At 55.9% G+C, this 12430-nt stretch carries 13 protein-coding genes and 1 tRNA gene; 2 read left to right on the top strand and 12 right to left on the bottom strand.

Annotation, left to right across the window (positions count from 1 at the left end; all coding sequences use genetic code 11):
* Window positions 1–21: 21 nt before the first annotated feature.
* Window positions 22–621, bottom strand: a complete 600-nt coding sequence (locus FGU71_RS12990) for a hypothetical protein (protein ID WP_142789204.1) — start codon at window positions 619–621, stop codon at window positions 22–24.
* A 193-nt stretch (window positions 622–814) separates the two neighbouring features.
* Here FGU71_RS12990 and eno point away from each other — a divergent pair, with 193 nt between their 5' ends.
* Window positions 815–2098 (top strand): phosphopyruvate hydratase, encoded by a 1284-nt coding sequence (gene eno / locus FGU71_RS12985; RefSeq protein ID WP_142789203.1) that lies wholly within the window; start codon window positions 815–817, stop codon window positions 2096–2098.
* A gap of 16 nt (window positions 2099–2114) precedes the next feature.
* On the opposite strand, the gene FGU71_RS14325 is transcribed toward eno, so the two are convergent.
* From FGU71_RS14325 to FGU71_RS12950, 6 genes are all read right to left on the bottom strand, one after another.
* Complete coding sequence (locus FGU71_RS14325) at window positions 2115–2498, bottom strand: winged helix DNA-binding protein (RefSeq protein ID WP_407644415.1); 384 nt, start codon at window positions 2496–2498, stop codon at window positions 2115–2117.
* Window positions 2499–2963: 465 nt separating this feature from the next.
* Window positions 2964–3218 (bottom strand): hypothetical protein, encoded by a 255-nt coding sequence (locus tag FGU71_RS12970; protein WP_142789202.1) that lies wholly within the window; start codon window positions 3216–3218, stop codon window positions 2964–2966.
* A gap of 145 nt (window positions 3219–3363) precedes the next feature.
* Complete coding sequence (gene ribH / locus FGU71_RS12965; RefSeq protein ID WP_142789201.1) at window positions 3364–3786, bottom strand: 6,7-dimethyl-8-ribityllumazine synthase; 423 nt, start codon at window positions 3784–3786, stop codon at window positions 3364–3366.
* A gap of 6 nt (window positions 3787–3792) precedes the next feature.
* The gene (ribB, locus tag FGU71_RS12960; protein WP_142789200.1) at window positions 3793–5040 is read right to left on the bottom strand and encodes a 3,4-dihydroxy-2-butanone-4-phosphate synthase; all 1248 of its coding nucleotides are present in this window, start codon (window positions 5038–5040) and stop codon (window positions 3793–3795) included.
* 102 nt (window positions 5041–5142) lie between these two features.
* Window positions 5143–5218 (bottom strand) — tRNA-Lys (locus FGU71_RS12955).
* Window positions 5219–5315: 97 nt separating this feature from the next.
* The gene (locus tag FGU71_RS12950; protein WP_142789199.1) at window positions 5316–5654 is read right to left on the bottom strand and encodes a hypothetical protein; all 339 of its coding nucleotides are present in this window, start codon (window positions 5652–5654) and stop codon (window positions 5316–5318) included.
* Between the two features lie 214 nt (window positions 5655–5868).
* Here FGU71_RS12950 and FGU71_RS12945 point away from each other — a divergent pair, with 214 nt between their 5' ends.
* Window positions 5869–6582 (top strand): helix-turn-helix transcriptional regulator, encoded by a 714-nt coding sequence (locus FGU71_RS12945; protein ID WP_142789198.1) that lies wholly within the window; start codon window positions 5869–5871, stop codon window positions 6580–6582.
* A gap of 6 nt (window positions 6583–6588) precedes the next feature.
* Here the strand turns inward: FGU71_RS12945 and rodA are convergent, their stop codons facing one another.
* Genes rodA through FGU71_RS12920 form a run of 5 tightly spaced genes read right to left on the bottom strand, consistent with a single transcriptional unit; the run spans window position 6589 to window position 12340 of the window.
* A complete protein-coding gene (gene rodA / locus FGU71_RS12940) occupies window positions 6589–7704 on the bottom strand; it encodes a rod shape-determining protein RodA (RefSeq protein WP_142789197.1) in 1116 nt (371 codons plus the stop codon).
* Window positions 7701–9764: a penicillin-binding protein 2 gene (gene mrdA, locus FGU71_RS12935; protein WP_234035787.1), complete on the bottom strand. Its 2064-nt coding sequence runs from the start codon at window positions 9762–9764 to the stop codon at window positions 7701–7703. The genes rodA and mrdA overlap by 4 nt, the downstream gene beginning before the upstream one ends.
* An 11-nt stretch (window positions 9765–9775) precedes the next feature.
* A complete protein-coding gene (gene mreD, locus FGU71_RS12930) occupies window positions 9776–10339 on the bottom strand; it encodes a rod shape-determining protein MreD (RefSeq protein WP_234035786.1) in 564 nt (187 codons plus the stop codon).
* The gene (gene mreC, locus FGU71_RS12925) at window positions 10336–11244 is read right to left on the bottom strand and encodes a rod shape-determining protein MreC (RefSeq protein WP_142789195.1); all 909 of its coding nucleotides are present in this window, start codon (window positions 11242–11244) and stop codon (window positions 10336–10338) included. Before mreC ends, mreD begins: the two co-directional genes overlap by 4 nt.
* A gap of 52 nt (window positions 11245–11296) precedes the next feature.
* Complete coding sequence (locus tag FGU71_RS12920) at window positions 11297–12340, bottom strand: rod shape-determining protein (protein ID WP_142789194.1); 1044 nt, start codon at window positions 12338–12340, stop codon at window positions 11297–11299.
* Window positions 12341–12430: the final 90 nt, after the last annotated feature.

The raw sequence follows: 12430 nt of genomic DNA, 5'->3' as shown, positions 1-12430 counted from the left end.
CAACTGCCCTCGAACTGTTATCTAGTCGCGCGAACCGCGGAACAGACGGGCAATCAGAAAACCTGCGACGGCAGCAATGCCGATCGCTGTGCCTGGGCTTTTGCGAACAAATTCCCGTGCATCATCGCCCAGTTCATCGACGCTCTTCGCGTCAAGTTTGGCGGAGGTTTCTGCGAGTGAACGTGATGCCTTACGGGCGTAATCGCCGTATTGCTCGCCCAGACGCTCATCGATTTGCGGTGCGGTGTCGGCGATGACTTTGCCGATCGACGCGATGCCATCACTGGTCGCGGATTTCGCATCGACGGCCAGATCTCCGGCGCGCGACTTTGCTTTTTCTCCGTAGGCGCGGACTTCGCCAACCAGATCATCGCTGCGGTTCATTGCCTGTTCCTTATATTCACCCGCACGCTCATTCGCTCCGGCGCGCAACGCTGCTGCACCGGCTTTAGCTTCTTCAAGCGCAGCATTGAAGCGACTCTTTGCTTCTGTAGCCGGTTTTTCGGTCGCGCCGGTCTTTTTAGGCGCAGCCTTTTTAGCAGTCGTAGTCTTCGCTGCTGGCTTGGGTGCAGGGGATTTGGTTGCGGTTTTTGTCGTTTTGGTTGTCTTAGTCTCTGCCATGGTGATTCTAGAGCCCTCTAATCTATTGCTTTTCCAAAAAGAAAAGCCGGAGTGGATGTAATTAATTTAACGCGTCTTGCGCCCCGTTGTTCCGACGAATAGGGATTGCCGGAAATTTAAGTGACGCAGCATCTCGATCGCATTCGGTCAAGGTGTGTTATGTGTCTACCACACTTTTGCTACGGAGCCAAGTATGACCGCCATTATCGACCTTCACGCACGCGAAATTCTCGATAGCCGGGGTAACCCGACGGTGGAAGTGGATGTGTTGCTTGATGATGGCAGTTTTGGCCGTGCTGCGGTGCCTTCTGGCGCGTCCACCGGCGCGCACGAAGCGGTTGAGCTGCGCGATGGCGATAGCGCGCGGTATAAAGGCAAAGGCGTTCTGAAAGCGGTCGAGGCGGTCAATACTGAAATCCGCGAGATGCTGGTCGATTTGTACGATGCCGAAGACCAGCGCGATGTCGATTTGGCGATGATCGCGTTGGACGGCACTCCGAATAAAGCCCGTCTGGGCGCAAACGCGATTCTGGGCACCAGTCTCGCCGTGGCGAAGGCAGCAGCAAATGCGCGCGGCCTGCCGCTTTATTCGTATCTGGGCGGCGTGTCCGCTCACGTTCTGCCAGTGCCGATGATGAATATCATCAATGGCGGCGAACATGCCGATAATCCGATCGATATTCAGGAATTCATGATCATGCCGGTGGGTGCAGACAGCATCGCCGAGGCTGTGAGATGGGGATCCGAAATTTTCCACACCTTGAAAAAGGGGCTTTCGGACAAGGGCCTGGCAACCAGTGTCGGCGACGAAGGCGGTTTTGCGCCGGATCTTGCCAGTTCACGTGCCGCCCTGGATTTCATCATGGCGTCGATCGAGCAAGCGGGTTTCAAGCCGGGACAGGACATTGTCCTTGCGCTCGATTGCGCAGCGACCGAATTCTATCGCGACGGGAAATACGAGATCTCCGGCGAAGGATTGAGCTTGGACGGTGCAGGCATGGCAGAGTATCTAGCCAAACTCGCAGCAGATTATCCAATCAAATCCATTGAAGACGGCATGGATGAAGATGATTTTGAAGGCTGGAAGGCTGTAACCGATGCAATTGGTGATACAGTGCAGCTGGTGGGTGACGATCTGTTCGTTACCAATCCAAAACGTCTGAGCGCCGGTATCGAAGCTGGTCTGGCGAACTCTCTGCTGGTGAAAGTCAATCAGATCGGCACTTTGACTGAAACGCTGGCTGCGGTGGATATGGCTCACCGCGCGCGCTACACATCGGTCATGAGCCACCGGTCGGGTGAAACCGAGGACGCGACGATCGCCGATCTCGCTGTTGCAACGAACTGCGGACAAATCAAAACCGGTTCGCTGGCACGCTCAGACCGGCTCGCGAAATACAACCAGTTGATCCGTATCGAAGAAGAATTGGGCGACAGCGCAGTTTATGCCGGTCGCGGATGTTTCGGAGCGCTCTAAGTACGCGTTTGTGGCTTTATGCCGCCGATGCAACGCTTTCGAAATAGGCGTCCATTGTTTCTAATCCGTGATCTGAAAGACGGACCAGAACCCGGCGTTGATCGTCTGGATCATGCTCTCGCGTGACCAGCCCCTGTTCGGCGAGTATACCGAGCCAGCGCAAACCAGTGGTCGAAGGTGCGGCAGAACCGATGCAAGCGCTTGAGACCGATACCGTTTTTTGATCGACATAAGCGATGTAGAGATCGAGCAGGATATCCCAGGCAGGTTCGCCGAACAGTTCAGCATTGCGGAAAACCGTCTCACGTCGGCGGCGGGTCGCATATTGATCGCGTGCCCACGCCGCGTAGGCCAATCTGGCTGTTTCTCGGCGAGTTGGTGCTTCAATTGGTTCGGGCACCAAAGGCACCACACTGGATATGTCCGATGTGTACTTGGCCGGTGCAGGCTGGTCCCGTGTAATTTGGCCCGATGCAACCTGGCCTGATGTAACGTGGCCTGATGTAACGTGGCCCGATGTAACGTGGCCCGATGTAGGCATGGAAATTTCTGTCTGCGTGCTGCGCAATTGGTTTGCGATTTGGGTCAGCTGCCCAGCGAGCTTTTTAAGATCAATGTCAGCATTGTCGTCCGCGTTTGAGGCCTCACTGGAATGACGGGATACGCGGTTTAGCGGGGTGTCATTCATACGCAATCCTGCGCGGAGCCAACCCGTTCTGCCGGGTTTTCCCAGACGCCCCATAGTTTGATAAGCTGTATCACGCCGCCTCCTGAGTGGCGTGCTGCTCCGATTCAAAAACCCGAAGCGATCTGCACCCCCTGACGTGATCTATCTAGTCAATTGGGCGCCTGAGCGCATTACGGGCTAATCCTTACTATGGCGGTAGAAAGTCGCTGTTGTGGAACGATCGTCCGGAATGAGGCACAGCATTTGCGGATCGAAAGGGTTGGGATCATTATCGTTTACGATTGCGAGATTGCTATGCAGCTGTTCTATCGCCGCGTTCACATGGACGGCCGCGATGCCCGCTCCGATCTTGTCTAGCTCTCTCAACTGTTCCTCAAGAATGCCGATTATCGAATACAGCTGGTGCGCATAGGGCAATTCAGTCTTGGCCACGTGTTAATCCCGCCTTTTTAAAATTTTGCTTCCCAAGCGGGCAGGTGCACCTGCTTACCGCTCGGTTGGTATCTAACGGGCACTTACGGATTTCTGTATACGCGAAAGTACGTACTCTGCGAGATTTTACAGGTTTTTTACGGCTTTACCGGTCAAATCGCACTGCAAGATCATAAAGCGCCAGGGCGGCTTTCGCGGCTTCACCGCCTTTGTCTTTCTGGTTTGAGTCAGCACGGACCAGAGCTTGCGCTTCGTTTTCGACGGTCAAAATACCATTGCCGATTGGAATGCCGTCCATGGTCAGCGCCATGATTGCGCGGGCGCTTTCACCGGCAACAATTTCAAAGTGATAGGTTTCGCCCCGGATAACGACACCTATGGCGACGAAGCCATCATAATCGCCGCTTTCAGCTGCCAAGCCGATGGCTCCCGGCACTTCAAGAGCGCCCGGTACTGTGAGAACATCGGCCTCGTGGCCGGCGGCTTCGATTGCGGCTTTTGCGCCAGCGATCAGCATATCGTTGAGCTGCGCATAAAAACGCGCTTCTACGATCAGAAACTTTGCCATGTGGGGTTACTCCGGGATGGATTTAAAATCAGAAATCGTCAGGCCGTAACCCTCGATTGCGACAAGGTCGGGGCGCGAATTGGATAACAGGATCATGTCATGCACTCCCAGATCGGCGAGGATTTGAGAGCCGATACCCACATTGCGAATTTCTTCGTCCTGGCTCCATTCTTTGCCGCCTATGCGACTGGTCAAGATCACAATGACGCCTGAACCGTGTTCGCCAATTGCGCTCATGGCGCGCTGAAGAGTGCGTTTGCGCGCTCCGGGTTGGCCAAGAATATCGTCAAAAACGGAAATCGGGTGGACGCGGGCGAGGGTGGGCTCGTCAGGCGAAATATGCCCCTTTTGAAGGACATATGCCTGTTCATTCGCCACGCGGTTGCGATACGTGATCAAACGCCATTGGCCGCCATAATCGCTTTCAAAGCCGCTTTCGTCCAAGCGCTCGACCAGATGATCGTTGCGCATGCGATATGCAATCAGGTCCCGGATCGTCCCGATTTTCAGATCGTGCTTACGGGCAAAAGCAACCAGATCATCCAAGCGGGCCATGGTGCCATCGTCGTTCATGATTTCGCAAATCACGCCGCTGGGATTGAGACCAGCCAGACGGGATATATCCACGGCCGCTTCGGTATGACCGGCCCGGACCAGAACACCGCCCTTGCGCGCGGTCAGGGGGAAAACATGGCCGGGGGTGACAATATCATCGGCGCCTTTGTTGGCATCGATGGCAACGGAAACGGTGCGGGCGCGATCTGCTGCCGATATCCCTGTGGTTACACCTTCTTTTGCCTCGATCGAAATCGTGAAAGCGGTTTGCATACTCTCTTTGTTATTGCGGCTCATCGGCTCAAGGCCAAGCTGGTCCACCCGCGCTTTATCAAGAGCCAGACAAATCAGCCCGCGTCCGTGGGTCGCCATAAAGTTGATTGCATGCGGGGTCGCCATCTGGCCGGGGATGATCAGGTCGCCTTCGTTTTCGCGGTCCTCGTCATCTACCAATATGTACATTCGGCCATTGCGTGCTTCGTTGATAATCTCTTCGGCACCGACCAGCACGGGGCGCTCGTCATTTGAATCAAGAAAGTCTTGCAGCTTCGCCAACGTATCGGCTGTGGGGTTCCAATCGGCCTCAGCCGCGTCCCGCAATGTGTTGGCATGAAGACCGGCTGCTCTGGCAAGACCAGCCTTGGTGAAATCGCCCGATGTGACCAAGTCACGTACGCGTGTGATGATGGATGTGCTCATCAGCTCCAACTATCACATTTCAATGTGATTGCAAGGCAGCAGTCACCACTGTGATGTTCACAACCTGTCGCTATCTGATGAAGACCAGCGTTCTTGAGGGGGTGGTGGACGCACCAGGGTTCGAACCTGGGACCCGCTGATTAAGAGTCAGCTGCTCTACCAACTGAGCTATGCGTCCATGCCGATTCAAATCGGAAGCCTGATCGGCGCTCTACCGCGCTAATCCGATCAGGCAACGCGCTGCATATAGAGGCAGTTTCGACAATGAAAAGAAATTACTCTGCGGTACCGCGATCTGCGGCGTGCCCGGATGATCGCTTTGCCCCCATCAACGTGATTGTGGATTCGAGCTCGTCGTTAATGTCATGGTCGATTGCGACCATTTGGTTTTCTGACAATTTGTTGATCGCGTTCAGCGCTTGGCGCTGCGACAGCGTGGTAATTTTATGGAGTTGCCGAAGCGTGGTTGTCTGGTTCGTATCGGCCCGTGCTTTAATCGCCTGAACAAGAATATCCTGCGCGGCGGTGCTTGCGCTGTTCAGGTCGACTTTCGCGAGCCGCGAATGTCGCAATTTCTGGCAGATGGAAACTGCCACTTGCCGTAAGCGGAACATCGAACCCTCCTGAAAGACGTTATTGCCTGGCGACAGATCCAATTGGGGGGGGTGTCTGCCGCCAGGTCTTTCACGTCCAACAAAGCCTTTCGGAATACCGTTGACCTGCGACCCGAACGTGGGAGCTCTTTCGAACAACCACGGGCCAAATGCCCCTACCTGACGTTCACGTAAAGTCGCCTAATCGGGTGACGTAATGTAAACTGGTGTAACGATGCAGGAATATTTCGGTAAGATCGAAGCACTCATCGATGTCGGAGAAGTGCTAAGGTACGCAGTGGGCGTATGCGAAGATCAGGGTATTGTTCGACAAAGCTATCATTTTACACCGTTATTTGACTCTCCAACGTCTGAACGCACAGTTGTTCATGCGCATGGCTTTGATCCCGACTGGCTAAAATTCTACGACGACTCGGAATTTCGGAAAAGTGACCCGATACCTAAGCGGGTAATGTACTATGGCGCGATGTTGACTTGGTCAGACGCGATTAAAATGGGTCCAAACACACCGGAAAATGAATTATTTTTCGAGGCGATGCGGAAATTCGGGCTCATTCATGGATTTGGAGTTCCCTTGTTCGGATTGCGCAGTCGCAATGCCTATGCGTCATTTGATTTCGGGTATTCGATTGATCGTGTGCCCCCGGCAAAGATGGGCATTGTCCGCAGTATTTCGCAGGCCGCCCATCAGCGCGTCTGCGTGTTGCTGGAGGCATCGCGCGATAAGGTTGAGCTATCCCAGCGCGAAACCGAGGTCATGACCTGGATCGTGAGAGGAAAATCTCTCTCGGTCATTGGAGAGATCCTCGAGCTTTCGCCTGATACAGTGAAGACCTATGCAAAACGGATTTATGCCAAGCTGGGCACAACGGACCGGGTCGGTGCAGTGGTCAAAGCGCTCAAACTCGGGCTTGTGACAACAGCGTAGCAGGCTTTATGAAAAGCCGCTGCGCGGTGCGCTTCTGTTCCAGCTGTTCACCATCATCAGGGCGCCGATACAGATCATGTTGGTCAGCATCGATGAACCGCCGTGGCTCATAAACGGCAACGGGATGCCGACGACAGGCGCAAATCCCATAACCATCAAAAGATTGACCGCGATATAGAAGAATATCGTCGCGACCATACCAGCCGCCAGCAAACTGGAAAACCGGCCTTGTGCAGCGCGCGCCACATCCCAACCCCAGCGCAGGATCACGCTAAACACGGCGAGAACGAACAATCCCCCGATCAGGCCCCATTCTTCGGCCATGGTTGCGAACACAAAATCTGTGTGCGGCTCGGGCAGGTATTGCAAATGGCTTTGCGAGCCATTGTTAAAGCCTTTGCCGAATATTCCTCCGGACCCGATGGCAATCTTGGATTGAATGATATGATAGCTGGCGCCCAGCGGATCGGCCTCTGGATCGAACATCGTCAGCACGCGGCGTTGCTGATAATCTTGTAAACCGAAATAGAATGCCAAAGGCGCTGCCAACGCCGCGGCCAAGCCGCCGCCGACGAACCAGCGCATCGGAAGTCCGGCGAGAAGCATCACAACGCCCCCGCCAAACGCAATCGCGAGCGATGTACCAAGGTCCGGTTGCAACAGCACGAGCGCCATTGGCAGGGCAATCATGGCGCCCGGTATGATCAGCGACCGCCAGCTGCCGATCAGACCGATGGGCAAAGTCGAAAAGAAATAAGCGAGCGTCACGACCAAAACTGGTTTCATCAGTTCCGATGGTTGCAAGACCATGAACCCCAGATCGAGCCAGCGCTGGCTGCCTCCACCGACCTGCCCGATCACTTCAACAGCGATCAAGAGTATCAGAACAATGATATAGGCGGGGTAGGTGAAAAATTTCACCAGCTCTTTCGGCAGCGAGGCAATGATCGATGCCATCACCATAAACACCGAAAACCGCAACAGATGGGATGATGCGTAGGGCTGCATAGAACCGCCTGCCGCCGAATACAGCACTGCTGCGCCGAACGCGACGAGCAGGAAAAGCGGGATGAGCATGCCCCATGGCTGCCGCGCAATAGGGGCAGGGATGATGCCGCTCATTCACTCGTTCCCGGATCGCGGGGCGGGGTGCCTGACGCGACCGGATTGGGACGCGGAGCGATGAATTCATCGCCTGCTTCCTGAACGCGCTCTGCCTCGACGCGCGCTTCGGCTTCCACCCGGTCAAAAATGTCTTCGTCGCGGCGCGGTGGCGGTGTCACGCTGGCACCGCGTTCTGCAGCGTAAGCGGCATAGCGTTTTTCGAGCCTTTGTTGGGCCGTGCCGCCCCACTGTTTCTCAAGCGTCTGGAGCTGTTCCAGTCCTTTTTGCGGATCAAACATGAATGTCATGACATCGCGGGCGATTGGATAGGCCGAACCTGAGCCGCCACCATGCTCAATCACCACGGCGCCGGCATAACGCGGGTTTTCGGTCGGTGCGAAGAACGTGAAAAGCCCATGATCGCGGTACTTCCACGGGCCACTGCGGCCATCGGACACGCTTAGGGAAACAACCTGCGCAGTTCCGGTTTTGCCTGCCATCTTGATGTCGGGGAAGGGCAGGCGACCACGGCCAGCGGTGCCTGGTCCATTGACCACATCGCTCATGGCGTTGCGGATATAGGTGATCTCTTCGTCTTGGAAATTGTAGCTTACCGGATCATTGGCTGATCCATCCAGAACGAGACGCGGATTGAGCCGTTTGCCGGTCGCAAGCCGCGCGCTCATCACTGCCAATTGCAGGGGGCTGGTGAGGTAATACCCTTGACCGATCGACGCGTTCACCGTGTCGAATGGTGCCCATGGCCGGTCAAACTTTTTCTGTTTCCACTCTGGGGTCGGGACGGTGCCATAAAACTGGCTGTTGACCGGCAATGGAAATTGCCCGCCAAGGCCAAGGTCAGTCGCCATCGCTGCGACTGCATCAAAACCGATTTGCTGCGCAAAGTGGTAAAAATAGCTGTCACAACTTTGGTAGATCGCCTTTGCCATATCGACGACACCGTGATTGCTCCAGCAATTGAAGAAGCGGTTGCCGATCCGCCTTCCGCCGCCGCAAACAATTGTCTCGGTTGGTTTGATTCCAGCTTTCAAAAACGCCATGCAGTGCATCGGCTTTACCGTTGAACCGGGCGGGTAAAGGCCTTGCAAAACCTTGTTGCGCAGCGGCACACGCTGATCTTCGCGCAGCATGGAATATTCAAGGCTACCGATCCCGGCTGAAAAGCTATTGGGATCGAAACTGGGCATGGATGCCATACAAAGCAGATCGCCGGTTTCGCAATCCATCACCACAACCGATCCGCTTTCCAAACCAATCCGGCGAGCGGCGTAATCCTGCAACGGACCATCAATCGTCAATTTGACTGGCGCACCCTGGATGTCATCACGCGTTTCCAGATCGCGGATAATCCGGCCAGCAGCCGTGACCTCTACCCGGCGCGCACCGGGAGTGCCGCGAAGCTCCTGTTCAAACTGTTTTTCAAGACCGTCTTTGCCAATTTTGTAGCCGGGCGTGATCAGGATCGGGCTGCGGTCTTCTTCGTATTCCTCGGCCGACGCAGGGCCGACATAACCGATCAGATGCCCGACGCTGGAGGCGGTCGGGTAATACCGTGAAAAGCCGCGCTGCGGGACAACGCCTTGCATATCGGGCAAGCGCACGCTTAGCGCTGCAAATTCTTCATAATGCAGTCCGCTGGCGACTTCGATTGGTGCAAAACCGCGCGCCGCGCTGACCTTTTGCTTTAAATCGGCGATGCGGTCTTCTTCGAGCGCCAGCAGCGCGCCGATATTGTCGATGGTGGCATCGGGATCGGTCAATCTTTCGGGAATAATATCAACCCGGAAATCGGCACGGTTCGAGGCCAACGGTGCGCCATTGCGGTCCAGTATCCATCCGCGCCGCGGAGGTATGAGTGTCAGGTTGACGCGGTTGCTTTCAGATTCAAGCCGGTATTTTTCATTCTCGGCAATCGCGAGGTAACCCATACGCAAGGCCAGCAGCACGCCGACACCGCCCTGGATCGAACCTATCACCACGCTGCGCCGGTCAAATGTGCTTTTGAGCTTTGACGCGTTGATCAATGGCCCGCGTTTTTTCGGTCCCTTACGGTTCAACAATCTCGCCATCAGCTTACCCTCCGCGCGCGGGCAAGACGGAACATATCAAGACGAGCGATCAGCCGGGCAAACAACGGGTACAGCAGGATCGCAAGCGCAATCTGCGGGATCGTCACGATAAGCATCTGAGGGGTCAAGGGTGCGCCAGATACGGTCATTGCGACCAGTATATAGATCATCATCGCTAGACTTGCGCTTAACCAATCCTGCCAAAAGCTGCGCCATGGAAACCGCGTCTCAATCATTTCCAGCACGATCATTGCGACTGACCAGAGCAGTACGGCGCTGCCGAACGGTTGCCCGCTGAACAAATCATCAAATGCGCCCAATGGGACGCCCACCCAAAGCGGCAAAAATCCGGGCCGCATGATCCGCCAACAGATCAGCATCATAAACCCAAGTGGCGGCAGCAAAGGCATCAAATCTGCCACAAGGAACACGGGCAAAAGTGATGCCAGCGCAATCGACACATACGGTACGGTTTGCGCACGCCACGGTGATTGCACCCGATTGATCCCGCCGCCGAACCGATTGGCGCTGTGGCGGGGAGTGGCGTTGAGGCGATCGATCAATCCACGCCCTCCGCCTCGGAAATGGGTTCTTCGGGCCGGGCATCGGATGCGTTTACCGCTGCCGGGACATAAATTGGCTCAATCGATACAAAATCTGTTGCCGATGGCGCCGCGACCAGACGCGCCATACCGCCATCAGGCGTTTTCTCTGTGAGGATCGCGACCGCGACACCAGGCCGGTAATACCCGCCTGCGCCGCTGGTTACGAATACATCCCCGATCTCGAGCGGATTGAGGCCGAGATTGATCAGTCGAATCCGCACAAGGCCATCGCCGCGCCCCTCGGCAAAGGCCACCGTTTCATCTGTAGAACGGCGCACGGGAAGGACGCTTTCGCTGTCTGTCAAAAGCAGGATGCGCGATGATCCGCGAGCGACCTCCAGAACCCGGCCCACCACGCCCCGCGCGCTGCGCACAGGCATGCCGACTTCGATGCCATCGCGCCGGCCTTTCGCGATATAGGCAAACCGGCGGCTGCTGGTGGAGGTTGATCCCACGAGCCGCGCGACGGCGATGGGTTCAATCTCGCTTTCTGCCAAAGCGACCAGAGATTTCAGGCGCTCGTTTTCTTGGGCGACCGCGGCTGCCTCTGCCAATCTGATGCGGGCCAGCTCTACCTCTTCACGCAGGGCGGCATTCTGGCTGCCTGCTTGGAAATAGGCCGAAATGGTGTCCCAAACGGTTCCACCAGTGGATCGAACAGCCGCCGGGCCTTCCCCGATAGTCGTGACAACATCCTGCGTCCCGCCCCTTAACGGTCCAAGCGCAGCGGGCTGCCACAAGGACAGCGCCAACAGGCCGAGGCCAAGCAACGCGCCAAGCCCGGCGAGTAAATAGCCGGTGAAGACCGAATATTGAGCTTTTTTTGAAAAGCCCGATGATCGGCGCGATGACGGCGGCGCCATGCCCGCTATCCCCTTTTCCTAAAAACCCGGAGATTAAGCCGGGCCATGTCGCTTATGCGGTCATCAAGACGCCGCGATAAATCGGATCTTCCATCGCCCTGCCGGTGCCGATCGCGACACAGGTCAATGGATCTTCGGCGATTGATACCGGCAGTCCGGTTTCTTCACGAAGATGCTCGTCAAGGCGGCGGATCAATGCACCGCCACCTGTTAGCACGATGCCCTGATCAACGATGTCTGCCGCGAGTTCTGGCGCGGTGTTTTCAAGAGCGATCCGAACGCCTTCGACGATAGCGCCGATGGGTTCAGACAGCGCCTCTGCCACATGCGCCTGATTGATCGTGATCTCTTTTGGAACACCGTTCACCAGATCGCGGCCTTTCAGCGTGATCGTCTCGCCAACCCCGTCTTCGGGTATGACTGCAATTCCGAAATCTTTTTTGATCCGTTCGGCCGTGGCGTCACCGATCAACAGATTGTGATGGCGGCGAACATACGAGACGATGGCTTCATCCATCTTGTCTCCGCCGGTACGAACCGACGTAGTATAGGCAAGCCCGCGCAGCGAGAGGACGGCAACCTCGGTTGTTCCGCCGCCGATATCGACCACCATTGATCCAACCGGTTCGGTTACCGGCATATCAGCGCCAATGGCCGCTGCCATTGGTTCAAGGATCAAGTGCACTTCGGACGCGCCGGCATTCGATGCAGCGTCACGGATCGCGCGTTTCTCAACCGAGGTGGAGCCTGAAGGTACACAAATTACGATTTCAGGATAGCGGAACAGGTTGCGCTTGCCATGGACCTTGCGGATGAAATGTTTGATCATTTCCTCGGCGATTTCGATATCTGCGATCACTCCATCGCGCAGCGGCCGAATTGCCTCGATACTGTCGGGCGTTTTGCCCATCATCATTTTCGCGTCATCGCCGACTGCTTTGACGCGTTTGATGCCGTTGATCGTCTCAATCGCGACCACAGATGGTTCGTTCAGAACGATTCCCTGATCCTGAACATAGACCAGCGTGTTGGCTGTGCCGAGATCGATCGCCATGTTCTGCGAACCGAATTTGAAGAGATTTGCAAAGAAACTCATTTTGTTTTTCCGTTATGCCGGGGCAGGGTTGCTTGCAGACCTTCTGCAAGGCGTGTGGCCCCGTGATGACATTACACGTTGCGCCTAGCG

Origin of the sequence: Erythrobacter insulae (assembly GCF_007004095.1) — a bacterium.
In the GTDB taxonomy this organism is placed as follows: domain Bacteria; phylum Pseudomonadota; class Alphaproteobacteria; order Sphingomonadales; family Sphingomonadaceae; genus Erythrobacter; species Erythrobacter insulae.
This window is presented reverse-complemented; position numbering and strand designations above follow the sequence as displayed.

Excerpts from the sequence above, each read along its gene's own strand:
- FGU71_RS12990 (WP_142789204.1), bottom strand. The coding sequence starts at position 621 with ATGGCAGAGACTAAGACAACCAAAACGACAAAAACCGCAACCAAATCC.
- eno (WP_142789203.1), top strand. The coding sequence starts at position 815 with ATGACCGCCATTATCGACCTTCACGCACGCGAAATTCTCGATAGCCGG.
- ribH (WP_142789201.1), bottom strand. The coding sequence starts at position 3,786 with ATGGCAAAGTTTCTGATCGTAGAAGCGCGTTTTTATGCGCAGCTCAAC.
- ribB (WP_142789200.1), bottom strand. The coding sequence starts at position 5,040 with ATGAGCACATCCATCATCACACGCGTACGTGACTTGGTCACATCGGGC.
- FGU71_RS12950 (WP_142789199.1), bottom strand. The coding sequence starts at position 5,654 with ATGTTCCGCTTACGGCAAGTGGCAGTTTCCATCTGCCAGAAATTGCGA.
- FGU71_RS12945 (WP_142789198.1), top strand. The coding sequence starts at position 5,869 with ATGCAGGAATATTTCGGTAAGATCGAAGCACTCATCGATGTCGGAGAA.
- rodA (WP_142789197.1), bottom strand. The coding sequence starts at position 7,704 with ATGAGCGGCATCATCCCTGCCCCTATTGCGCGGCAGCCATGGGGCATG.
- mreC (WP_142789195.1), bottom strand. The coding sequence starts at position 11,244 with ATGGCGCCGCCGTCATCGCGCCGATCATCGGGCTTTTCAAAAAAAGCT.
- FGU71_RS12920 (WP_142789194.1), bottom strand. The coding sequence starts at position 12,340 with ATGAGTTTCTTTGCAAATCTCTTCAAATTCGGTTCGCAGAACATGGCG.